The organism is Aquella oligotrophica, assembly GCF_002892535.1.
Taxonomy (GTDB): Bacteria; Pseudomonadota; Gammaproteobacteria; order Burkholderiales; family UBA11063; genus Aquella; species Aquella oligotrophica.
In genome coordinates this window covers 506379-530653 of record NZ_CP024847.1, presented here as the reverse complement: position 1 = coordinate 530653, position 24275 = coordinate 506379, and the positions used below count along the sequence as shown (strand labels likewise).

24 protein-coding genes are annotated in these 24275 nt (G+C 35.8%); 6 read left to right on the top strand and 18 right to left on the bottom strand.

All coding sequences use genetic code 11. The features are described from left to right. Positions 1-8: 8 nt before the first annotated feature. The 4 genes from CUN60_RS02445 to CUN60_RS02430 all read right to left on the bottom strand — a co-directional run bounded on the left by CUN60_RS02445 (position 9) and on the right by CUN60_RS02430 (position 3922). Positions 9-1505, bottom strand: a complete 1497-nt coding sequence (locus tag CUN60_RS02445) for an MFS transporter (protein WP_102950509.1) — start codon at positions 1503-1505, stop codon at positions 9-11. Positions 1506-1514: 9 nt separating this feature from the next. After that, on the bottom strand, positions 1515-2315 hold the full coding sequence (locus CUN60_RS02440; RefSeq protein WP_102950508.1) for an SDR family NAD(P)-dependent oxidoreductase: 801 nt from the start codon (positions 2313-2315) through the stop codon (positions 1515-1517). Positions 2316-2583: 268 nt separating this feature from the next. Continuing rightward, complete coding sequence (locus tag CUN60_RS02435) at positions 2584-2769, bottom strand: hypothetical protein (protein ID WP_102950507.1); 186 nt, start codon at positions 2767-2769, stop codon at positions 2584-2586. A 61-nt stretch (positions 2770-2830) separates the two neighbouring features. After that, positions 2831-3922: a mannosyltransferase family protein gene (locus tag CUN60_RS02430; RefSeq protein WP_102950506.1), complete on the bottom strand. Its 1092-nt coding sequence runs from the start codon at positions 3920-3922 to the stop codon at positions 2831-2833. A gap of 195 nt (positions 3923-4117) precedes the next feature. On the opposite strand from CUN60_RS02430, the gene CUN60_RS02425 reads away from it, so the two are divergent. From CUN60_RS02425 to CUN60_RS02415, 3 genes are all read left to right on the top strand, one after another. Beyond that, on the top strand, positions 4118-5299 hold the full coding sequence (locus CUN60_RS02425; protein ID WP_158649258.1) for an MFS transporter: 1182 nt from the start codon (positions 4118-4120) through the stop codon (positions 5297-5299). Between the two features lie 73 nt (positions 5300-5372). Next, positions 5373-6596 (top strand): NADP-dependent isocitrate dehydrogenase, encoded by a 1224-nt coding sequence (locus CUN60_RS02420; RefSeq protein WP_102950504.1) that lies wholly within the window; start codon positions 5373-5375, stop codon positions 6594-6596. A gap of 371 nt (positions 6597-6967) precedes the next feature. Beyond that, on the top strand, positions 6968-8158 hold the full coding sequence (locus CUN60_RS02415) for an MFS transporter (protein WP_102950503.1): 1191 nt from the start codon (positions 6968-6970) through the stop codon (positions 8156-8158). 7 nt (positions 8159-8165) lie between these two features. Here CUN60_RS02415 and CUN60_RS02410 read toward each other — a convergent pair whose 3' ends face one another. The 14 genes from CUN60_RS02410 to CUN60_RS02350 form a co-directional block, all read right to left on the bottom strand. Further along, positions 8166-8702 (bottom strand): cytochrome b, encoded by a 537-nt coding sequence (locus CUN60_RS02410; protein WP_102950502.1) that lies wholly within the window; start codon positions 8700-8702, stop codon positions 8166-8168. Positions 8703-8707: 5 nt separating this feature from the next. Continuing rightward, complete coding sequence (locus CUN60_RS02405) at positions 8708-8929, bottom strand: hypothetical protein (protein ID WP_102950501.1); 222 nt, start codon at positions 8927-8929, stop codon at positions 8708-8710. 126 nt (positions 8930-9055) lie between these two features. Beyond that, positions 9056-10864 carry an exodeoxyribonuclease V subunit alpha gene (recD, locus tag CUN60_RS02400; protein ID WP_102950500.1) on the bottom strand — a complete coding sequence of 603 codons (1809 nt, stop codon included), beginning with the start codon at positions 10862-10864 and terminating at the stop codon, positions 9056-9058. Beyond that, positions 10857-14369 (bottom strand): UvrD-helicase domain-containing protein, encoded by a 3513-nt coding sequence (locus CUN60_RS02395; RefSeq protein WP_102950499.1) that lies wholly within the window; start codon positions 14367-14369, stop codon positions 10857-10859. The genes recD and CUN60_RS02395 overlap by 8 nt, the downstream gene beginning before the upstream one ends. Positions 14370-14406: 37 nt before the next feature. Beyond that, positions 14407-15420: a UDP-glucose 4-epimerase GalE gene (galE, locus tag CUN60_RS02390; protein ID WP_102950498.1), complete on the bottom strand. Its 1014-nt coding sequence runs from the start codon at positions 15418-15420 to the stop codon at positions 14407-14409. 39 nt (positions 15421-15459) lie between these two features. Next, positions 15460-16224: a DsbC family protein gene (locus tag CUN60_RS02385; RefSeq protein WP_102950497.1), complete on the bottom strand. Its 765-nt coding sequence runs from the start codon at positions 16222-16224 to the stop codon at positions 15460-15462. A 67-nt stretch (positions 16225-16291) separates the two neighbouring features. Further along, a complete protein-coding gene (locus tag CUN60_RS02380) occupies positions 16292-17077 on the bottom strand; it encodes a DsbC family protein (RefSeq protein ID WP_102950496.1) in 786 nt (261 codons plus the stop codon). 70 nt (positions 17078-17147) lie between these two features. Further along, positions 17148-17291 carry a hypothetical protein gene (locus CUN60_RS12855; protein ID WP_158649257.1) on the bottom strand — a complete coding sequence of 48 codons (144 nt, stop codon included), beginning with the start codon at positions 17289-17291 and terminating at the stop codon, positions 17148-17150. Positions 17292-17371: 80 nt separating this feature from the next. Then, the gene (locus tag CUN60_RS02375) at positions 17372-18307 is read right to left on the bottom strand and encodes an FAD-dependent monooxygenase (protein ID WP_102950495.1); all 936 of its coding nucleotides are present in this window, start codon (positions 18305-18307) and stop codon (positions 17372-17374) included. Next, on the bottom strand, positions 18294-19424 hold the full coding sequence (locus tag CUN60_RS02370) for an FAD-dependent monooxygenase (RefSeq protein WP_102950494.1): 1131 nt from the start codon (positions 19422-19424) through the stop codon (positions 18294-18296). Before CUN60_RS02370 ends, CUN60_RS02375 begins: the two co-directional genes overlap by 14 nt. A gap of 10 nt (positions 19425-19434) precedes the next feature. Then, positions 19435-19749: a Dabb family protein gene (locus CUN60_RS02365; RefSeq protein WP_102950493.1), complete on the bottom strand. Its 315-nt coding sequence runs from the start codon at positions 19747-19749 to the stop codon at positions 19435-19437. A gap of 65 nt (positions 19750-19814) precedes the next feature. Next, positions 19815-21116 (bottom strand): trigger factor, encoded by a 1302-nt coding sequence (tig, locus tag CUN60_RS02360; RefSeq protein ID WP_102950492.1) that lies wholly within the window; start codon positions 21114-21116, stop codon positions 19815-19817. A 109-nt stretch (positions 21117-21225) separates the two neighbouring features. Further along, on the bottom strand, positions 21226-21795 hold the full coding sequence (locus CUN60_RS02355) for a lipocalin family protein (RefSeq protein ID WP_158649256.1): 570 nt from the start codon (positions 21793-21795) through the stop codon (positions 21226-21228). A gap of 24 nt (positions 21796-21819) precedes the next feature. Further along, entirely contained in the window at positions 21820-22176 is a 357-nt protein-coding gene (locus tag CUN60_RS02350) for a tautomerase family protein (protein ID WP_158649255.1), read from the bottom strand. Between the two features lie 106 nt (positions 22177-22282). Between CUN60_RS02350 and CUN60_RS02345 the strand changes: the two genes are divergently transcribed. The 3 genes from CUN60_RS02345 (at position 22283) to CUN60_RS02335 (ending at position 24248) form a co-directional block, all read left to right on the top strand. Beyond that, positions 22283-22846 carry an NAD(P)H-dependent oxidoreductase gene (locus CUN60_RS02345; protein ID WP_102950489.1) on the top strand — a complete coding sequence of 188 codons (564 nt, stop codon included), beginning with the start codon at positions 22283-22285 and terminating at the stop codon, positions 22844-22846. Positions 22847-22938: 92 nt separating this feature from the next. Continuing rightward, positions 22939-23316: a RidA family protein gene (locus CUN60_RS02340; RefSeq protein ID WP_102950488.1), complete on the top strand. Its 378-nt coding sequence runs from the start codon at positions 22939-22941 to the stop codon at positions 23314-23316. Between the two features lie 11 nt (positions 23317-23327). Then, positions 23328-24248: a TM2 domain-containing protein gene (locus CUN60_RS02335; protein ID WP_102950487.1), complete on the top strand. Its 921-nt coding sequence runs from the start codon at positions 23328-23330 to the stop codon at positions 24246-24248. Positions 24249-24275: the final 27 nt, after the last annotated feature.

Genomic DNA, 24275 nt, shown 5'->3' with positions numbered 1-24275 from the left:
TCCTGAATTTAGTTTTTTTTATTTATACCAACTACCATTGATTTTTTCATTTCAAACTTACACACAAACAGCAAAGAAATGACTGCCAACCCTGTCGCAAAGTAAAAAACTTGACTGAACGCATTATCAAAAAAGGTCATATATTGTAAATGTACATTTTTCCCAAAAGCAGCAATCCCATTTGTCAGTGCATTTTTGACTAAGGCTTTACCTAGATTAATTTGATGTAACTCATGTAATAGCGAGTTTGAATAAATTAATTTAAAAAGAGTTAAGCCAAAGAGACTTCCCAAAGAGCGGAATAACCCAAGTAAAGATGTAGCAGTACCAATTAAGGATGGCTCAACACTTCTTTGGACACTCAGTGTTAATAATGGCATTATTGCCCCTAAGCCTAAGCCAAGTAAGATAAGTGATGGTAACGCAATTAAATGTACCGTTAACGCATTTTCAGGTAATGAAATTGATAAATACGCTACAATCAAGAGCATGATACTGATAATAATCCCCTGCTGATAACTCATATGTCTAACAGTTAACCAACCAGCTATAACGGGTCCAATTATCATGCCAATTTGCACTGGCTCAATAAGGATTCCAGACATACCCGAGCTTACCCCGATTACATATTGGAAATATTGTGGTAAGAAGAAAGTTGCTGCGGCTGAACTTAGCGCAGAAAGAAATACCACCGCAAGAATTGACACTAGTGTTTTATTGTTAAATAATCTTACTGGAATTAATGGTGATTTTGCTCTTAACTCCTGAACTATGAAAACAACAAATAGCAGAATGAGACTGATGATAGAAATCAGATTTTTACCATCAAAAAGAGTGACTCCGGCTGAAAGCTGATTTATAGCATAAAGTAAATCCGCAATCAGCAGTGTTAGCAAAATAAACCCACCATAATCAAAACCAGTTTTTGCCGCATTTTGATACTTTATTTTTGGCAGATAATAATGAGATAAAACCACCGCCCCCAAAGATAAAGGGATATAAAGCAAAAAGATTAGCTGCCATCCAAGATACTCGGAGATTATACCACCCAATAATGGCCCTGATAATGCAGCAAAGGCAGTTACTCCACCAAGGATACCTTGACAAATACCTTGCTGCTTTTCTGTTACTGTTTTACCAACTAGAATAAAGCCAAGCACCATTAATCCACCACTACCAATTCCCTCAATAAAACGCGCTAAAATGAGAAAGTTAATAGTCCCAGCAGAAGCACAAAGCGTTGCTCCCAGTGCAAATACTAACAATGCAAATTGAAGTAACCTCTGAATGCTGATGGTATCAGATAAACGCCCATAAACTGGTGCGGTAATTGTAGCCGCAAACATATATGCAGTCATCACCCAAGCTGAATTTTGCGAATCACCTAAGCTCCCAACCATCACAGGCAAAATCGTTGGCATTACCGCCATATCAAGTGAAGCAACCATTATTGCCAACATCATCGGGCTTAACATTATTAACAAATTATTTTGTCTAAAATTCATGATATTCTCCTAGTTAGCAGTATAGCCACCGTCCACATATAAAACGTGTCCAGTATAAAAATCAGATGCTTTGGAAGCAAGAAATAGTAGTGGTCCAGCCAGATCTTCCGGCTCAGACAACCTACCCTTTGGCATTCGCATCAAAGTACCATTCCGTACTTCTTTGGCAAAGTCAGTATCTTCAAACATCCATGCGGTGAGTTTGGAACGAAATACCATTGGTGCAATCGCATTAACAGTTATGCCAGAAGCTCCAAGCTCACAACCTAATGCACGGGTAATCCCATCAATTGCAGATTTAGATGCACAATACGCAGTATAGCCATGCCCGGCACCAAGTATGCCACGGATGGAAGACATAAAAATAATTCTACCACCCTCCCCCTGCTGTTCCATTTGTCTCGCAGCAGATTTTGCAATTAACCATGCTTGGGTAACATTCGCATCCATCACATCCAAAAAACGCTCTGTAGACATTTCACCAATCTTTGCTTTATCATTCTTCCCAGATCCAACTATTAAAATATCTACCCTACCGTACTTGTCTACAGCCGCATTAATTATTGCATCACAACTTTCTTCCCGATCAGGACGTAAGGCAACTGTTTCAACACCATTGCCATATGCTTGACAGCGTTTTGCTACATTTTCCAATTCAACCTTGTTTCCTGCTGCCAAAATAACTTTAGCACCAGATGCTGACATCAATTCAGCTGCCATTGAACCAAAGGCTCCAGTTGCCCCAGTAATTACAGCAACTTTACCTGATACAGAAAAAAGTGAAGCTGGATTATTAAGATAGTTTGTCATGATGGTTTCCTTAAATAGATTATCTTTGATAACGGTATTTTAAGACTATCACCTAAAAGTAACAATCATCACTTTTGTTGATTGTCAATCGCAAGAAACATATAGCAATATATAAATTAAGCTTACACAATTTATTGGAAATAATATGAATATAATATGGAGCTAAAGAAAAATATCGCTAGAAGAACTACTTCTGCTAGTACCTGCAAAAATTTGGCACCAATAGATAAATTGGTGCCCCTTAAAATCAAGCAATATTAACTACAACTTAATTTACCTTCTGAAGTGCACATGCTCCGTTTGGATTAACCATCACATTATAGCTATGCCCTGCTTCAAGTTTAGTCACAGAAAGCTGATCTTTACAAACATATTGTTGACCTTTGCTGGTTTTAGCTGAATCGCCGTAAGATACTAAAAAATGTTGCTTGTGGATAGCTAAATAGGTAGCCAAAAACTAACTGCCACGATTGATAAACTAAGGCTGCCCCAAACGCGTTATTTCGGTTCTCCATCTAGATAAGGAAGTTTGCGTGATTGACCCAATATACCAGATAAGACATGTATAACACCATGGATAGCAAAAGAATTACTATTTTCACCGTCCAAGACTTTTCTGCTACTAAAGTAAACCCAAAATAAAAAGTAAAGAGTGTTCCACAAAAACGCCCTTCAGACATCATAGTCCCAGTCATGAAACCCGGCATGATGCATGCTAAATTAAAAAATGCTTCTTCGTAATATTTTTTCACAAGCATATAGACTGATAATGCAAATGAGGTCAAAAAGATAACAGAGTTATGATAATCACTTAACATTATCCATAACTGACCAAATAAATGTGCACTATCCCAGCCTTTCCTGCCCCAAGCTTTCTGAATGTGCTGAAAAGCCAGAAAATCCCCAGCTCTCAGCTGAAGAAATATCATGTATAAGAGTAGCCCAGCAACAGCAACTATTGAAAATATAATAATCTGCTTCAATGGTCTTTTGTCGCGCCACATGCGAAATATAATAGGTACAGCCAACATTACACCAACAGGTCTGGTAGCAGAGAGAAGTCCACCAACAACACTTGCAGTAAATGGACGGCTAGTTTTTAGATAATAAAATCCCAAGATCGAGAGGAGGATAAATAAGCCTTCAGTGTATAACGATGCAAAGTAAACACTAAATGGAGAAAAAGTAAGTAAAACAACGCCAAAACGGCTATTTAGATCATTAAATGATAAACGGAGCAATTTATAAAAAAACACTACGGCAATAAAAATAAAAAGCTGGTTTAACAAGATCCCTGCAATCACAGCATCTAAACTAGTTACCCAGCTAACAAGCTGCACTAGATTTGGATAAAGCGGAAAAAAAGCCCAGTTAGCAAGCCCTTTCCAGACTTTAGGATGTGTCCGAGTTACATGATCATAACCCTCATTAATGATTGTCAGATACCACTTACAGTCATACTTGCACATTGCAGAAGCAAAGCTACCCTTATTATGCAAGATAATGTCGTTCGCCAAGTTAAACTGATAGTACATAATGATCCGGCTAACAATAAAAATTAGCAGGACAAACATAAACCAGTTAGATTTTAAATATTTATCAACCATACAATTTTTTCAAAATTTTTGCTAGTTGTGATTATAGCAAAAGATAGCCCCACATAATAAAAAACCGGAATTATATTAGCAACCACCCCACTGTAAAAGTAAGCCTCAAGAATAAAAATCACTGCATAAATTCATTAAACCGCTATATAAGCTATAATATCTTCCTCTTAATAATTATTCTTCATGATTTCCCACATGCGTAATCTGTACCTGTTTGCCTTCTTTCTTGTAATCTATGAGTTTACTGCCTATTCAGCCAACGACATGATCATGCCTGGAATGATTGAAGTAGTCAAACAATTTAACGCACCAATCAGTTATGTTGCCCTATCGCTTAGCCTCTACATGCTCGGAGAATGCGCCATCCAGCTCTGGCTTGGACCACTAGCCGAAAAATATGGCAAAAGAAAAGCTATTCTTTATGGTAATTTTTCTTTCCTGATTTTCACGCTCATTATTGCCACTAGCACATCAATTGAACAATTTATGCTTGGACGTTGGCTACAGGGAAGCGGTATGGCATTTATTGCAATGGGTTACGCACTGATACATGAAAAGTTCAATGACAAAAATGCTGTCAGAATTATTGCCATTATGGGAAATGTAAGCATCCTTGCACCACTAATTGGTCCATTAATTGGAGGCGTCATCGTCAGTGTTAGTAACTGGCATTATGTTTTTGTATTATCCTTAATTCTCGGTAGTATAAGTCTAATTGGGCTATATCGCTATGCTCCAGAAAGTAATACAAACAATGACCAAATGAATTTTAGAAAAATTCTTATTCATTACAGAGAAATTGCTTACTCAGCAAATTTTATGCAGGGAGTATGCTCAATACTTTTTGCGGCTATGCCATTATTAATCTGGATTGGAATAGCCCCCAATTTGATACTCTATAATCTAAAGTTAAGCTACAGTAAATTTATTATCTATCAGATGATTGCGATTGGCGGACTTTCAGTATCAAGTCTTGTAATTCAATTTCTTGCTGGGAAATGGGAGCTTCACCAGCTCATAAGACGAGGCTGTTATATTTCGCTTGGCGGAATAATCCTGAGCCTCATTGGTTCACAATCAATTAATATCATTGCAATTGGAATATTTATATACAGCTTTGGACTTGGACTTAGCAACGGAAGTATTATCCGTATTATAATGAGTAATAAAAATCTATCGCAAAGTATGACCGCGTCACTAATGACCTTTATCCAGACTCTGGCTTTTGCACTGGGAATTGAGCTAAGTGACTTTTTTTGTAATAAATTCAACTATTCAGGATTTAGCTTCACATTTGCCTGTACCATTTTTGCAATTATTGCAACTTTGGTAACCAGGAAATTTGCCAAAGCCAACGAAAGCCGCAACTGGCAATAAAGAGCTGTAAGCACCTATTCTGTGCTATAATATGCTATAGTTTTTGACTTATTTTTTATAAAGGACCAGATTCATGCAAAAAATAAAAGTAAATAATCCGGTGGTGGAACTTGACGGAGACGAGATGACGCGAATCATCTGGAAATTCATTAAAGAAAAACTAATCCTTCCTTATGTTGATGTAGAAATCAAATACTATGATCTAGGCATGGAATCACGTGATGCAACTAATGACCAAATTACTATTGATGCAGCTAATGCAATCAAACAGTACAATGTTGGAATCAAGTGTGCAACCATTACACCTGATGAAGCACGAGTAAAAGAATTTAACCTAAAAAAAATGTGGAAATCGCCAAACGGAACCATCCGCAATATCCTTGATGGAACAGTATTTCGTGAACCTATCATCTGTAAAAATGTGCCTCGTCTAGTACCAAATTGGACTGCGCCTATCGTAATTGGGCGCCATGCTCACGGCGATCAATATAAAGCAACTGACTTTGTGACTAAAGGTAAGGGTAAACTTACAATCACTTACACACCGGAAAATGGTGAACCAGAATCACATGAAGTATATAACTTCGATGGCGATGGTGTTGCTCTTGCAATGTATAACACCGATGAGTCAATTCGTGGCTTTGCGCGTTCGTGCTTTAATATGGCTTTAACCAAAAAGTGGCCACTATATCTTTCAACTAAAAATACCATTTTAAAAAAATACGATGGTCGTTTTAAAGACATCTTCCAAGAAACTTATGATTCAGAATTTAAAACTCAGTTTGATGCAGCAGGTATTACCTATGAACATCGCCTAATTGACGATATGGTTGCTTCAGTTCTTAAATGGAATGGTAATATCGTTTGGGCATGTAAAAACTATGATGGTGATGTACAATCAGATACAGTTGCCCAAGGTTTTGGTTCTCTAGGTCTAATGACATCTGTACTGGTAACTCCAGATGGTAAAACGCTTGAAGCTGAAGCAGCACATGGTACAGTAACTCGTCATTATCGCGATCACCAGCAGGGTAAAAAAACCTCAACCAATCCAATCGCCTCAATTTTTGCTTGGACTCGTGGACTGGCTCATCGTGGCAAACTAGATAACAATCAGGCGTTGATTGATTTCAGTAACAAACTTGAACAAGTATGTATTGAAACTGTTGAATCTGGCAAAATGACTAAGGATTTGGCAGTCTGTATTCATGGAAATAAAGTAACTTCGGATCAGTATCTAAACACTGAAGATTTCCTTGATGCATTGGATCAAAATCTGAAAGCTAAATTAGCTTAATATATCAAATATGCCCACCAAAATAAATGGTGGGTATTTTTTTACTCTGGCGTATTCTTGGTTATTATAGGTATTTATGCTATAATTACCTCTTCAAAACATAATTACTATGTATATTATTAGGCAAAATACATAGTAGGTGCAAGCGACACGGCTTACAGTTAGTAATTAGATGCATTACAATAAAACTATCCACCGGATAACTCTATGATAGTTTCTTCAAATAATTCCAAGCTACAAACTATACGATTCTATATAAATAGTATTTAATTCACTTGTTCACCTAATATAAGTTCTTATCCAATAAATAAATGAACTTATCAAATAACAGTAGTTATGTTAGATCCCCTTATAATTGAAATGGAATATAAATGGATAACAAAAAGAGTATTTTGCTTTTTGCGGTATTTTTCATAATTTATGAATTTAATGTATATATTGCAAACGACATGATTATGCCCGGTATGATTAGCGTTGTGAATGAATTTCATAGTTCAACAGATAATATTGCCAAGTCCTTGTCGCTCTATATCATTGGTGGAAGTACACTACAGATATTTCTCGGACCGCTTTGTGATCGCTTTGGCAAACGAAACATCCTATTATTTGGGAACTTACTGTTTCTGGTAGCAAGTGGGATCATTCCCTTTGCAACCAATATAGGGCAATTCCTTACCGCACGCTACATTCAAGGTTTGGGATTATGTTTTATCTTTATTGGCTATGCTACAATTCATGAATTGTTTGATGATAAAATGGCTGTTAAATTATGCTCATTAGTATCAAACATTAGTATATTTGCGCCATTAATTGGACCTGTTATAGGTAGTGCAATTATCATAGCTGCTAATTGGCGTTATGTATTTATAGTAACCGCAATTCTAGCGATTGTTTCATTAATTGGACTTGCCAGAAATATGCCAAATAGTAAACCAAGTAGTGAAATAATGCCGTTTAAAGAAATTCTTGTAACGTATCGTACAATCATTACTACCAGATTTCTATTACAAGGAGCGATAATTATCGCAGTAATCTGTCTGCCAATGATTGCCTGGATTGGACTAGCTCCAGTTCTGGTACTAAAAACACTAGGGAAAAGCTATAGCGATTATATAATTTATCAATCACTAGTTTTTGGTGGGTTTATTTTAAGTAGTATTAGCATTCAGTTTCTTGCTGGTCGCTTCAGCTTTTATAAGCTTATTACGCGTGGAACAGTTTTATCTTTTATTGGACTATTAATTGCTGCCATTTTCCATATGCATACCTGGATTTTTATCATGGGAATGTTCCTAGCTTCTTTCGGAATTGGTTTATATAATGGCTCGATATTTCGGATTGCGATTACTTCAACTGGAGTATCTAATAGCATGAGTGCTGCAACACTAAATATCGTCCAGTCTGCCAGTATGGCAGCGAGCATTGAAATCGTGAATAAAATCTGCGATCACTTCAATTATAGCGTTGCCAGTTTCGCAATAGTAAATCTAATTTGTGGAATAGTTATGCTAATAATTTGCTTTAATTTTGCAAAACTGGTAAAGAATCGCAGTTGGCAATAAAACCTCTCTATTGCTTATGCTTGCGACCAAAAGGAATCATGCGCATTAAAACTTCATTTTTATCGACCAAATGATGTTTTAATGCTGCGAGCACATGTACCGCAACTATTGCAATCATGGTATTCGCTAAGATCTCATGCATCTCAGCAAGTATGTGGCTATTCTGGCTACTTTGCATTTGAATAATCTCAGGAATAGTAAATAAACCCCAAAACTCCAAAGAGTAGCCGTACGAATTAACCATTAAAATCCCAGATACAGGGACTAGCAGCATAAATAAATATAATGCCAGATGCCCTAGCTTGGCTCCAGATCTTTCAAGCATAGTTAGCGATTTAACTGGAGCAGGATACTGATCCAAAATCCGCCAGACAATCCGGATAATTGCTAAAGCCAAGATTGTAAGCCCTGTTTGTTTATGAAAATTATACAGACTAGTCTTATCTAAAGTAAGCCCAAGAAAGTAGTTTAACAGTATAAGTATTGCCATTGTCCAGTGTAAAAATTTAGCAACTCGACCATAACTTACATAATCTTTGTCCATTGATGTTACCTCTTCTGATTTTTACGCTCATCACGGCGTTGATAATATTTAGTAAAATTAACAAAAAAACTTAACAATACAAATAATAGATATATAATCAACCCTAATTCAAGGGCATAGTCAACCTTTAAATACTTGTCAAAAACCTGAATTAAAACATATACGATAATAATTACAGACATATGTAACCATAAATTATTTCGCCATTTTAAAATTTTTCGCAACATGATTTTTCTTTAATGTCATAAAGTAAACAATTAAATTATTACGCTAAAACCATAAAATATCCGCAGTACTTACGCTCGAATTTTCTTATTACCTTTGGCTTTTGATTTCAAAGTAAATTTATATAACTAGATTTGTGATTGTAGCATAAGCTGCAAGCCAGTATTCCGCTCAAGTTGGTTTAATATACTTCTATCAAGGTTAGTCTTAGAACTAAAAATTGTCACTCTGTGCTTTGCCCTAGTTACGGCAGTATAAATTAACTCTCGGCTATATATTTCTTCTAGCTGCTTAATATCGGGTAAAACAATATTTACATTATTATACTCTGAACCCTGTGATTTATGTATTGTAATTGCATATGCCAGCTGATATCTAGGTAAGATCTCCGGAATGAAGCTACGTCCATCAGGAAAAACAACGATTTTCTGACTATCACAAATCTGGCAAATACCAATATCACCATTAAAAAGACCCAACGCATAATCATTACTTAATATCATTATAGGTCGCCCAGTGTACCACTCTTCATTAATAGATAGTTTATGCTTAATGCGTTTTTCAATCAAAAGATTTAAATTATTAACTCCAAAGAAACCATTATTAGTTGCGGATAAAACTACTTGCTGGTTAAATGCCAAAAACACTTCAGATATATCAATCTTAGTTGCAGCATTTTCTTGTAGAAAATTACCATATCTATCCCAACAATCACCAGTTTTAAATAATTCAGACATTAATTCGCTCATATTTAATGGCCGAAGACTAGTCTGACTACCCTCGGCTAATAAATCGTAGACTAAATCAAGATTCCCACAAAGTATAGCTAAAGATAATTTACTGATTTCGCCATTACTCCGATTACTCACTAGCAATTCACTTACCAACTGCTGATTTTTCCCACTTGCTATATCATCTATTTGAAATAGTTCCGGCTGTAGTAATTGAGCTTTGGCTTTAGGACTTTCATAATGACAGAGGGATTCAGATTTCACAAGAGAGGCAAATACATAGCCCTCCTCAACAGAAGATAACTGATTTCTATCACCTAAAAATATTATATGCCTGGTTTTTAAGGGATCTATCGCAGAAAGTAATTTACTAAATAAAGAAAGACCGATCATAGATGATTCGTCGACTATCAGAATATCAACATCAAGACTGTTTGTTTCATTATGGCGAAAATATATGCTATTCTGACGATACCCTAGTAATTTATGAATGGTTGTAAAGCTGCTACTATTGGCAAATAACATTGTAAATAAATCGCATTCTAGTGGTAATTCATGGCGTTTAAAAAACTCCAGAGAATTCATGATCGACTCTTTAACCCGATTTGCCGCTTTTCCTGTTGGAGCACATATTTTAACGTTTAATTTATCATTATAATAAAGATTGGATAATGCCCATAATAACAAAGTAACTGTGGTTGTTTTACCTGTACCAGGACCACCGGTTATGATGCTTAATTGACGCGAAATACAATTTTGAATTGCAGCAAACTGCGCTTGATTTGGTAATTTATGAGTATTTCGGATAGCTCCCAGTTGCTCAAGTATGCTAAGAGCTTTATCACTATCTGGATATACTTTCCCTAATTGACTAATTTTTGTAGCAACCCTGTATTCATAATAAAAATAGCGATTCAAATATACTAAATTATGGAAAATAACAATTGGTTTTGCTGGAATAACTGGAGAACCGCCAGTCTTATTATCAAGATTCATAGGGGCAGCAAGCCCAGAATCAAGTAGTAATTTCCTGATCTGATCCGAAGACTGATTTAATTTATTCGAAACTACTGCCAGATTGCTACAGCTATGTCCACTTAATAAGTCCGATTGTAAAAGATCAATTATAGCCAGTAATATGGATTTTTCTTTTTCATCAATTATGGTATCGGCAAGTTTAATCAATTCAGTACTAAAGTTAGCCATCTGGATTGCCTTTCAATAAAGCATCAAGATCGCGGATTAAATTCTGACAATTAACATCAATATACACACCTGCATATGTTTCCTGATTCTCTTGATAAACTGCCCGAACATAAAAATAAATCGCACCACCTAACATCGCACTAGCATCAGGAATTGCAAAAAACTGTTCCAAATAACGTTTGATAGCTACCAGATAAAGTAAATACTGCAAATAATAATGGTGATCTGCCATTGACTCAATTAACACATTCTCAGATGCTTCATGATTTGTGGCAGATGGATAAGCTGTAAGTTTATTAGTTTTATAATCAAGCACCCAATATTTATTATCATACATGAAAAATAAATCAATAAATCCATTTAAAAATCCAGCATTAATTTTATCAAGTGATTTTACTGCCTCAGTAAATGGATGGCTAGCACCAAAATAATCTGCGATAAGAATAGCGAGATCATTTTTAAAGCTAACCGGATTTGTAATTAAAAGGTTAAATTCTAGCTCATGCTGTGAGGAATTTCTTAGTGCATTGAGGGTAAGTCTATCCATTAGTGGATAATTAAATACCTCTTCAAGCATTGATTTTAGCTCTTTATGATAAATTTCATTTACTACATTATGCTCATGCAAAATAGTTGAGAAACTAGCATCACTAAGAGGATAATTTTCACATAACTCATGAAATAATACTCCAAAACTAGCTCCACTTAACTCTTTATCATTTAATACTGAATAGCGATAAGTTATCTCCTTGGCTAATTCGCCCGGTTCAGCAACATAATAATCAGCAACCATTTGAGTTGTACTATCGTGCCGAGTTAGTGCCGTGTAACTTTGGCGGGAATATCTGGGTGATAAATCTATATTTGCAGCAAATAAACTTAAAGGAAGAAAATCAATTTTGTTATCTGCATTATTAAGTCTTAATTTATCTAACTCTTTTTCACTTAGCTCATCTCGATTATAAACAGAAACTCCCGGAAGGTTTACATTATTTTTTATTGCCAAAGATGGATTATCACAAAAAAAATGTGGGTAATTAAATAACGGATGACTGGTATCAAGCGGGTCTTCAGCTATATAACCAAATAACTCGACCAATTTATCCGGACGTTGTAAAGAATTATATTTACCAGTAGATTTAGTAATTGTTGGCTGTTTAAGATAAATATAGATCCGACTTTTTGCTCTGGTTAGTGCTACATAGTTTAAGCGATGTGCTTCTTTGTTATCATTGCTTACAATTTTGTGTCCAACATCACTATCCATCACCATTATGGGATTAATCTTATCCCCATCACGATAGCTGCTAAAAAAAGGACGCCGATAATTAAAATCATAAGTTCCATCTAACTGAATTCCGCTCTTGAAATATGGACAGAACAGTACCTCATATTCCAAACCTTTAGATTTGTGCTGGGTAGTGATTATTATTTGCTCATCATCGTTATCTAAGCGAATAAGCTCTTCACTACTACCATCAAGCTCTGTTATCACATTTTGCCGAACTGATTTTATCCGTTTATCAAACCAAAACACCAATTCAAAGTTATTTTTTAGTAACTCACCTTCGCGATTAAGCAACTCTCCAAGTTGCCATAAATTGGCAATAGTTCTACGACTTATTTTTTTGTCAAGACCAGATTGGCTATCTAATTCGATATCTTTTAAAAAGGCATAAATCATGGAAATTATACCCTGAGCTTCCCAGATTTGTTTATAGCTAAAAAATCGTTGTTGCCAAAGCATTAGAGTCTGATTATTAGCCTCCATATTTAATTGCAACAAATGTAACGGTACATTAAATAATCCTGAACTCAGTGCTTTTATAAAACTACGCCGATCAGATAAATCAAGAAGAGAACGAAATAATAATAATAGATCATGAGCAGTAGTTGAAGCATAGATACTACCAAGCTTTAGCTCACTAGCTCTGATACCATAACGGGACAAAAACGAGACTATCTCACTCGCTTCACGGTTTTTAGTAACAAGTATCGCTATTTTCCCAGACAACTCTGGATTTTCATTTAGCAATGCCAGAATTTCAAATGTCATGCTGATTAATAATTTTTGCTGCCGTAGATCTTTTGTTACTCCGCGTACAGCAACCAGTTGCACTTCGGCATCATAGAAATTTGCGTCAACACCTCGCTTTGCCACAGAGCTTTTTAACTCACTAGCAGTAGGTAAAACTAGCTCTGAATTATTTGCTGCAGCAATTACTGGATGATATCCAATTCCCGCCCCTAAAAAACTTAAACTAACATCATCAATTCGCTGATTATCAAGACTAAATAGCTGATTGACAAAATTCATTATATTCGGATGAGAACGAAAGTTATGTTCTAAAATAAGGGAAGAACCGATTTGTTTCTTAGCATCTAGATAAGTATCAACATCTGCACCACGAAAACGGTAAATTGCCTGCTTGGGATCACCAACTACTACCAAATGTCCTCGAACATTGGTTTCCAAATAGTAGATACTACTAAATATCTGCCATTGCAACGCATCAGTATCCTGAAACTCATCAACAAAAGCCAGCGGAAAACTGATATATAACTTATCAGCAAGGTTTGAATTATTTCTGACGGCATCAGTAACTCGCTGGATTAATTCATCATAAGAAATCTGAAAATTATTAGCAGGCAAATCAGGAAAGCTAATTACAAGATAGTTAATGACTGCTGATAAAAATTGAGCTTTTGCCAACCTAAATTCATCTGAATTTTTTATTAATTCACGATTAGTTAACATAGCAAAATTAGGCTCAACTCCAGACAAATTATATTTAATCCGGTATCCATCTTTAGCTACAATAAAAAGATCTTTAGGCAACTTAGCAGCAATAGCCTCTGGCAGACTTATATCTTCTCCACGATTATCAAGAAACATTGCCGCCAGATTTGCCATAATAGCATCAACATGAGAAGCAAACTTTAGCTCCGTAATAATAGATTTTCGGATAAAATCTTCAACAAGGGTATTAATTAGCTCAGTTTTACTAGCAACCAACTCAAAATCAGCATTGACACCACAGTCAAACTGATAGTCATGCAAAATTTTATTACAAAACCCGTGAATAGTATAAATTGCAGCCTGATCAAAATTTTGTACTGCGCGATTAAGAATCGTAATGTCTTTATCAAATTCATTTTGCTGAAGCCTACTCATAAGGTATTCAGAAAAAGCATCATCGCTAAGAGCAGAACAGATATCAGGATTATTGCGCAAATAAATCATTTGCGTCATAGTTACTTGAATTTGCTCGCTAATCCGGCTTTTTAATTCATCAGTCGCATCATTGGTAAAAGTTACCACTAAAATATTTTCAATGGCTAATGGCAATCTAGCATTATCAGCTTGTGTTCCTTCGAGCAATGCCTTGATAAAAAGACGTTCTATTGTCCAAGTTTTACCAGTACCGGCACTAGCTTCAATCACATGCGCTTGATGCGCCGTATTAAAACTGATTTGCTGTAAAGGGTGTAGCGTGCTCATCATAACTCTTACTCAATTTAGATGGAAAACAAGATGCAGCCTAGGTATAACCTTGAGGGTTTTTTTGCTGCCAGTTCCACGTATCGCGACACATTTGCTCTAAATCATAAGTAGTTTGCCAACCCAATAATTCCAAAGCCTTTGCCGGATTAGCAAAACACTTGGCAACATCACCAGAACGGCGCGGTTTAATCTGGTAATTGATTACCTTACCACTAGCAAGTTCAAAAGCTTTGACTACATCTAGGACAGAATAACCAGTTCCAGTACCAAGATTAACGATCAATTCACCGCCATTTGCTTCAAGATACTCAAGTGCTTTAAGATGCCCACGTGCTAAATCAACCACATGAATATAATCACGAACACCAGTACCATCATGGGTTGGATAGTCATTACCAAACACACTTAAACATTCCAGCTTACCAACAGCAACCTGACTAATATATGGCATAAGATTATTCGGAATACCATTTGGATCTTCACCAATTAAACCAGACGAATGTGCCCCAACCGGATTAAAATAGCGGAGTATTCCAATCGACCATTCACGATCGGCAGCATAGATATCACGTAAAATTTGCTCCATCATTAGTTTAGTCTGCCCATATGGATTAGTCGCAGATAACGGGAATTCTTCCGTTATTGGTACACTTATTGGATCACCATATACTGTAGCTGAGGAACTAAATACAATTTTCTTAACGCTATATTTAGCCATAAGCTCAAAAAGGATCAGACTTCCGCTAACGTTATTCGTATAGTAACGCTGTGGCTCCCTAACCGATTCACCAACCGCTTTCAATGCTGCAAAATGAATCACTGCCGAAAAGTCATGTTTTTGAAAAACTTGTTCCAAAGACACTTTATCAAGAATGTCACAATTATAAAAAATTGGACGTTTCTGACATATTGACTGAATTCTATCTAAAACTTTAATATTTGAATTAATAAGGTTATCAACAATTACAACTTCATAACCAGAATTAAGTAATTCCACTACTGTATGGGAACCAATATAACCCGCACCACCAGTTACCAGAATCGTTTTCATTTATATACTCTTCTTTTTTGAGAATTATTCTTTAAAATATTATTTTTTTACTGCGATTGCAGACTCAACACTATTATCATCGATCAGCTTAGTTAGGTAGTCCGCAGGGATTAGACCAGAAACAATCTTACCATTTGGCAAGACTATCGTTGGGGTGCCAGTTACCTGTACCAAATTATTGGCAGCATCCTGCATTTTAGTAAGTCTCCCCGCATTTTCACAGGTATTATACTTAGTAAGCGGGATTCCTTTAACCATAGTACCAAACATTGCACTTTCAGGATTCTCGGAGCATAAAATTCGTTTGGAATCATTTACAGCATCAGGATGAATCGGTAGTGGGTATAAAAAATAATAAACTGTCACATTTTTTAACTTGGGAATAGTTTCACCCTCAAGGCGTTTACAAAATGGACAATCTGGATCAGTGAAAATTGCGATCTTATCCCGACCATTACCAATTATTTTTTTCATGGCAATATTAAGTGGTAGTTTATTGAAATCTATGCGATTCAAAGCTTCGGTTCTAGCTTCGGTATAATTTGTTTTACTGGTTAAATCAAGTAAATTACCTACAAAAGCATAATTTCCGGTAGAATCAACATAAAAAACTTTACGCCCAGAATCAACTTCGTAAATACCGGGCACTTGCGTCGGGATTATCCTGTCAATAGTCAGGTTAGGTAAGTTATTATGCAGATTTTTTGCTATCACAGAAGGAACTGTAGCATCGGCGGCAAATGAGTTTGTAATTGATATTGCCAGTAAGCCACTTAATAGCAGATTATAAACAGATAAACGCATTTAATATATCCCAGAAATTAAAACAGGCTTGCATAATACAAGCCTGTCAGTCAATAATTACAAAGAATTATTTTGCCGCTGAAGCACTAGGTGCAGATGCAGCAGCTGGAGCCTTACCAGAAATTTCATCCAGTTTAGCATTTAATTGATCAGCTGGAACCATACCCGGTAATATTTGTCCAGTTGATAACACGATAGTTGGAGTACCATCAACTTGTACTACTTCAGTACCAACTTTCATAACTTTATCCAAACCAGAAGTATCACAGCTAGTATTTGTCGGTAAAGCAGTATCTTTCTGCATCCATGCAGCCCAAGTAGCAGCACGGTCTTTACTACACCAGATCTGCTTAGCATGAGTTGCAGCATTTGGGTGAATTGGCAATGGGAACAAGAAGCTATAAACCGTTACATTCTGAAGTTGTGGCACAACTTGTTTCTCAAACATTTTACAGTAAGGACAATCAGGATCAGTAAATACTGCAATCTTACGACTACCATCACCATTTACCTGTTTAATTGCCAAATCAAGAGGTAACTTGCTGAAATCAACTTTAGCCAAATCCTGCATTCTTTGCTCTGTTACACTTTGCTTAGTTGCTAAATCAACAATATTACCAAACACCGCAAATTTACCATCTGTTGATACATAAAAAATTTTACGCCCAACTACAACTTCATATAAACCGCTAATTTTTGTTGGGTTTACTTGATCCACCTGAGTTAAACCAGGAACCTGCTTAACTAAATCAGCCTTGATTTTATCTGGAGATACAGAGTTGCTTCCCCCACCATTGTTATTACATGCTGCTAAACCAGCAATTAACATTAAACCAACCAATATTTTCTTCATGTATTTCTTTCTGTGACAAAATAATATTTCAATTCAAGTGTTGTATTATAGCAGCAGTAGCATAAAAAATCTAATAATTTATCGCATTATTAATCAATATTTTTTTCAATGGTTTGATCGAGTTAACCAGATTTAAACCAAGATTTCTAAGATAGCTTGCTGCTAACGAACGATTATTAAATAAGCGTTGTAACGAATGACAAGTTAACTGCATTTTTCGGACTTCAAACAAGCGATCATAATTATATCGCGCCAAATTAGCTTGTGATAATTGTAAAACACCTACTCGCGAGATTAGTGCCGATAATTGCCATGCATCACCAAAACCAAGATTAACCCCTGCCCAGCAAGAGGATGGATAGTATGAAAGGCATCACCAATCAAAATTACTCTATCTTTATAACACTTCTCGATCAAGTTAAGTTTTAGCGGAAACGCTTGAGGTTTAGTAATTAACTCTAGCTTACCAAGTTTATTTTGTGAAGCCTCTTCCACTGCACGGACAAAACCATCATAAGATAAGTCTAGAAGTAATTCAGGATTAGATGTTGACCAGACAATTGAGATTTTTTTATCCGGTAGAGGTAGAAAGGCAAGAATACTATCACCTAGGAACCATTGATAGGCAGTATTAGCATGATCTTTTTCACAATTGAAATTCGCAACTACACCTGATTGTTCATAGTCAATCTGCTGACTATTAAAGCCTACTACTTTCCTGACAAATGAATTACCACCATCCGCCGCGACCAGTAAGCTTCCGGTATAAACACTCTTATCCGCCATCACTACACGAACTTCTGAGATCTGATTGTCTATCGTAGCAATTTGCCCATAACACATTTCCAAATTAGGATATTCTTCCAGCTTGTCTAATATAGCTTTCTGTAAATTACCATATTCAACCAGTCTTGCAAGATATCCATCATAAGCATTACCAGAATCAAAATCGATTGCGCCATTGGCATTGCCAAATACATTCATTTTTTCTATTTTGCCAACTCGTGACAAATCAGGAAAAACGCCAATCTTTGTGAACTGCTCAAAATTTTTGGGCGATACTGCGTAAATTTTACTGTCTAATGGAGGATTCTCAATAAATTCAGGTTTTTTAGCCTCAATGATAAGAATTTTGGTATTTGGACTATGACTTAAAACATCAGCAGCAAAAGCACTTCCAACGAGTCCTCCACCAATAATAATAATATCAAATTCTTTATTTACTGCCATAGATTAATCTCTTTGCAATTTTGTTCTGAATAAATGGAAGATTACTTAACCCAATTATTCCAGCTCCACGTAAATGCTGAAATAATTGTCCAGGCTTCTCAACAAAGCTTGCCAGAAAATGGGTAAACCCAATTACACTATTAGCATCATTTGACCTAAACTCATCAAACCGCGCTATCCGATCAAAATCAATTTCCTGGCTAGCTTCAAGCAAATGAGCAAGAGTTGCTACATCACGTAAACCCAGATTTAAGCCCTGTGCTGATATTGGATGAACAGTCTGTGCTGAATTACCAAGCAGAATCAAGCGTTTTTTTAGCCTTGTTTGTGCCTGAGTTAATTTTAATGGAAACGAAGATATACTTCCGGATAACGATGCCCCGCCTAAACGACTGGTATAATGCTCATCAAGCATCTTTATGAATAGATCATTATCAATTAGCACCTTCTCAACAAGTTCATTATCAAGTGCCCAAACCACCACATAATAACTATCGTGAGGTAATAAGACTAAAGGACCAATTCCAGTAAAGCGCTCAAAAGCTCCATCACCGACTGGAGCTTTAAGCTTTATTTTTGCAATCACAGCCTTTTGCTGATAATCATGCTCAATTCTTTTTTTATCAGCGGCTAGCAATTTCCCACCTTCTGCCATAATCAATAACTCACTGGTATAAGTTAATGAATTACCTGTCAAATCAGTGCAATTTACAACTGCATAACCGGAAGAGTCATTAACATTATTAATTGTAGCATTTAATAACTGAATATTGGGATAAGATTTAACCTGATTTAATAGATGCTCGCATAAATCAGAATAAGCAATAGTATAACCAAGCTCAGGTAAACCAACCGACTCCGCTCTAATATTACTAATACCAAGACCAGCATGGGATATTTGGACACAGCGAATCGGGCTTACTCTAGCAGACAACCAACCATTTACTCGCGCCAGAACCTGCATACTAGCATAAGAAAGCGCAAGAACCCGACCATCCTGATGATAATCAAATTTCTGATCAACTACCATCACTTTTTTATTCTGTTTAGCAAGATAAAGTGCTAATGTAAGCCCAACAGGACCACCGCCTGCAATTATTATCTTTTGATGTAGCATTTAGATTTATCTAACATTTATAATCAAGCACAATCGCCGACTGAATTCCATTAACCAGCAGTGGAAGAATATCATTTTGAGCAATTGCTTTGTGAGCTTCATTTTTAAGATAAATATCTCTGGTTTTTTCGCTTGCAAATTCCATAATAAAGGCATAATTAAAACCCTGATCCAGCGATTCAGGGCTACAATTTTTACCATAGCTAAAAGACAAAATCTCGGGAACTTCTTTATTTTTTAATGCTCCCAACTTCTCAATACTTTTTTTAATCTTAGATTCATCAATCATTGGCGAAAATGCCAGTAAGACCAGATGTTTAATCACCGATGGCTCCCCAAAATAATATAAAATAATAAAATAAAACCCAAGAGTAAATCTTGGGTAATCTATTAATATTGAACCTGCATCTTCATAATGTCTTCATAACTCAACGTAACATCTTTAGCCTTAGCTTTAGCGTAAATTGTATCAGTTACTTTTTGTTCAATCGCCATTGCACGCGCATTATTAACACGCTGATTATCCTGATAGTACCAGCTAACATAATCAGCTGGATCTTCATACATGGTAGCCATTTCTTCAATAACTTTTTTGACTTCATCATCTGTCGCAGTTATTGAATTCTCTTTAATGAACTCCTGAACCAATAAGCGAAGCGTAACCATTTTTTTAGCATCATTTTCAAACATTTCATGAGTAAACTTCATCTGATCAGGTTTATATCCCTGACGTTTCATATTTTCTTCAGCATTTTTCATCATATTATGAATTTCTTCATGAACCAAAGCACCCGGTACTTCAAGAGGAGAAACTTCAGCTAAAGCTTGAAGAGCATTATCACGTGACTTGATTCTTAGACGGCGCTCAACTTCACGTTCCAGATTTTCTTTAATCTCGCTACGTAGGCTTTCTTCCGTTCCATCTTCTACACCAAGAGTTTTGATAAATTCTGGTGTTAGCTCAGGTAATTCCTGTTTTGCAACCAATTTAACAGTAATAGTGAATACTGCGGTTTTACCCTTTAGATTTTCAGCATGATAAGTTTCAGGGAAGTTAACATTTACATCCTTACTCTCACCAGCTTTCATACCCTCTATTCCAGCCTCAAAGTCAGGCAACATCCACCCTTGACCTAAGACAAAAGGATAATCTTCAGCTTTACCACCTTCAAATTCTTCACCATCAACTTTTCCTAAGAAGTCAATCGTAACTTTATCTCCAGTAGAAGCAGCCGCATCGCTATCTACATGAGTAGCACGCTGTTTACGCAAAATATCAATTGTTGTAGCAACATCTGCATCTGTCAAATTACATACTGGTTTCTCAACTTCTTTATCCGCAAGATTACCCAAAGCAACTTCTGGCATCACTTCAAATGTAGCAGCAAAAATAAACTCTTCACCTTCACTTGAAGTAAGATCAAATTTAGGATAACCAACAATATTTAATTTATTCTCAACCAGCTGATCAACAAATTGTTTATTAATCTGTGCATTTAATGCATCTTCATAAGCCTTACCACCATACATCTGTTCAACTATATGTTTAGGTGCTTTACCTGGACGAAATCCTTGAACTTTAGCCTGTTTTGCATATTTCTTCAATTCATTTGCAACTTCATTATTCACAAGCGTCTTATTTACATTAAAACTGACTTTACGCTCCAAAGTGCTAACCACTTCAACTGACATCTAAATTTCCTTAAAATAACAAATACTTAAATTAAACTGGTATTATAGCATAAAACTATTTACCCTCAATATAATTATCCCCATCCCATGCTAAACAATAAAAACTCAATTATTCAACATAATATGATGGATAATTAAAGATAATCTGATCCAAATTAAACCCCTGATTTTTAGCTATAGCTAAAATCCGCTGAATATCTTTTAGTGGTGGGGATTCAACTTTTGCAAATAACCATAGGTACTTATAATCTGGTGTTCCAGCCAGAAAATAATCTTTATCAAGATAGAGAATCCAATAGTCATTACGCCCAAGATGCGTCCAGCGTAACCAGCCAGGCATTGAGGTAGCCACAAGCCTACCATCTCCAGCATAGTTTTCTTTTGTCAGGTAAACAAGGGCATTAAAGGCTTCTTTATCACCTGAAACAGTTGCACAGCTATTAGTAAGCTCCATTTCGCCACTCTCAGCCTGAATCTGGGTAATTATTGGCGCCTGACAATGTCTAGCAAAATAAGTAGGTAACCTAGAGATTTCATACCACTTACCCGAAATTGTAGCCGGATCAAAATTTTTGATAGCCACTACAGTTGCTACTGCGCTTTCCGTTAAAATATCCTTTGCATAAATATGATTAACCAGAACCATTAACATAGTTATACCCAAAAATATTTTTCTCACTCTAAAGCCTAACCCTATAAAAATTTAATTAACATAAATACCACTTAGCTCTACAACTTCAACACTTAATTTAAGGTTTAAATCATTACCTAGCGACTTTAATAACCGTGCTGAAATACAAGTTTTCAACTCTTCGGCTAGCCGCTTTAATAATTCTTCACTTCGCCCCTTCAAGACTCTAACCTCAAGGTGAATAAAAGCATTTTTAACTTCCCCGTTACCAAGAAGATAATCTTGATGTCTGACCACTCTACTTTTACACGACTCCAAACTCGTAGGCAAATTTTCTACCAGCATTTGCTGACAATCATGTAAAATATTTAAGAGCTGACGGTTTTCCTCAATAATATTATCCGAACACTCTAGTATTAAATGTGGCACTTTAAACCTTTTTAAGCGTAAATTTATAAGATAAAAAATATGGCAATTATTATACGCGAAGTTTTACAATTAATTGATTAATTTTTATAATGGTATGGACTAAATTATGAATAATCTGATTATATTTGCTCACCCCAACCTTGCTAGTTCCACTGCAAATAGCAAAATTATTGAAAATCTTAGAACTAGTAATCTGAATTTTAAGATACGTCACTTAGATGCATTATATGATTCATACAAAATAAATGTCGATGCAGAACAACAGGAACTAATTAATGCAGATAATATAATACTTCAATTTCCTTTTTACTGGTATTCATGCCCAGCATCTCTCAAGAACTGGATTGATCAGGTGCTCACATTTAATTTTGCCTATGGTCCAGACGGAGATAAGCTAAAGGGTAAAAACTTGATTTTATCTTTTACGGTGGGAGGTCCAGTAGAATCATATACCCCTTTGGGTTACAATCACTTCTCTGTGCATGATCTGATAAAACCATTTGAACAAACAGCATACTTATGCCAAATGAATTATCTTCCACCTATTTTTACTCACAGAATGATATATATTCCCGGAGTTTACAACATAAAGGAAGAAGTTGAGGATAGAGCGAATCTACATACACAAAGGTTAATTACCGCACTACAAAATCTAGATAAGAATATATAATGACAAAATAATTCACAGCAAAATGATATAATCTGTTTCTTTTTATAGCAAATTTTACTAGCTTTATTTGGGAATAATTTAAGGAGGCAACTTTGAAAGCAATTAACACACCAAATGCACCACAAGCCATTGGACCATATGTACAAGCAGTCCAATTAGGAAATCTCGTTTATACTTCTGGGCAGATACCGCTAGACAAAAATGGGATTCTTATTGGCGAAGAGATTAAAGCGCAAACTGAACAAGTCATGAAAAATCTTGAAGCTATTCTAATTCATTCAGGTACCGATTTAAACCGAGTAATTAAGACGACCTGCTTTCTTTCAGACATGAATAACTTTGCAGGCTTTAATGAAGTTTATAGTCGCTTCTTTGACCGCAGCTTTCCAGCTCGCTCATGTGTTGAAGTTGCAAGACTGCCAAGAGATGTCCTTGTTGAAGTTGAAGCAATTGCTGTAATACCACTATAAATAGGTAAGCAATGGAACAACAGCTAACTACAAGTCAATTACTACTATTTACCGAACGCTATAACAAGTACAAAAAGAGCTTGGGAATCGCGATTTTGTTATGCTGTTTTACTGGCTTTATTGGTGGACATAAGTTTTATATGCGAAAAACAGGTAGCGGAATATGCTACTTGATTTTTTGCTGGACTCTTATTCCCACCCTATTATCAGCTCTAGATCTGGTAGTATTACCTTATCAGATTAATCGTTATAATAATTTATTGGCAGTTGAAATTCTAAGTGACATTAATCCAAATGCAGAAGCTGCAGGCACTCTGGACATATTTAAGAATAAACACTCAAAACCATTACTTTTTTTAGCTAAAACCATTTCATTTATAATCATAATTATGGCAACTTCTGCCATTTATAAAACATTTCTAGCAGATGACAATAGCTGGGAATTAAGCGCTCAAGGTCCACAGAGGCTGATTGATCAAATAGATTATATTCACAGATCTCAACAAAAAGAACCAGCCCATTATGCTATAAATTATGATGGATTAGCACTAACTATGCCGTTAGAAAAAGCTAAGTTAATTGGCTATGACCAATGTAATTCAAATAAAATCTATACTGTATGTAGCAACAATAAAAACACCTACCCTGATTTTTATCACTATCAAGTAAAGTATGCAATTGCTCAATTTGATAGTAACGACCAACTTATTATTATTCATATTTATCCTAATAGCCTCCCTAATTACAATCAGCTTGCTAGAGAAATCCCGTTATCTGCGCATGGAACAAGGCATAGTGTAGAGTATATGGAAGTATCCGGATCACATGAAGAAATATTTATAAATACGATTGAATCGAGTATTGATCTTTACGATAATGAAATAATTCAGAACTATGCTAAAAAAATTAGCCAACAAAAGATTCTACAATAGTAAAAAGCACCCAATGGTGCTTTTTAC